This is a genomic window from Streptomyces actuosus, assembly GCF_016921115.1.
Lineage (GTDB): Bacteria > Actinomycetota > Actinomycetes > Streptomycetales > Streptomycetaceae > Streptomyces > Streptomyces actuosus_A.
Genome location: NZ_JAFFZS010000297.1, coordinates 1 through 255 on the forward strand (window position 1 = coordinate 1; position 255 = coordinate 255).

1 protein-coding gene is annotated in these 255 nt (G+C 71.0%); it reads right to left on the reverse strand.

Going from position 1 to position 255, the window contains the following annotated elements:
* A partial coding sequence (locus JS756_RS36385; protein WP_205387532.1) for a transposase occupies nucleotides 1-255 on the reverse strand: 255 nt, incomplete at both ends.

A 255-nucleotide genomic window follows, 5' to 3' on the forward strand; every position in this document is an offset into this window, starting at 1 on the left:
CCCAGGTCTGGGGCAAGAACAGCCGCCAGTTGACCGCTGCCGAGGCGTGGTCGGACGCGAGGTGGAGCGAGACGCCGACCTGGCAGTTGGTGACCTTGCCCGCGGTGCCGGTGTACTGCCGCGACACACATGCCGAGGCAGTCCCGTCCTTCAGGAACCCGGTGTCGTCGACGACCAGGGCGTCCGGCCCGATGGCCTCCTCCATCCGCCAGGCGAGCTGGGCCCGGATGTGTGCCGGGTCCCAGGGGCTGGTGG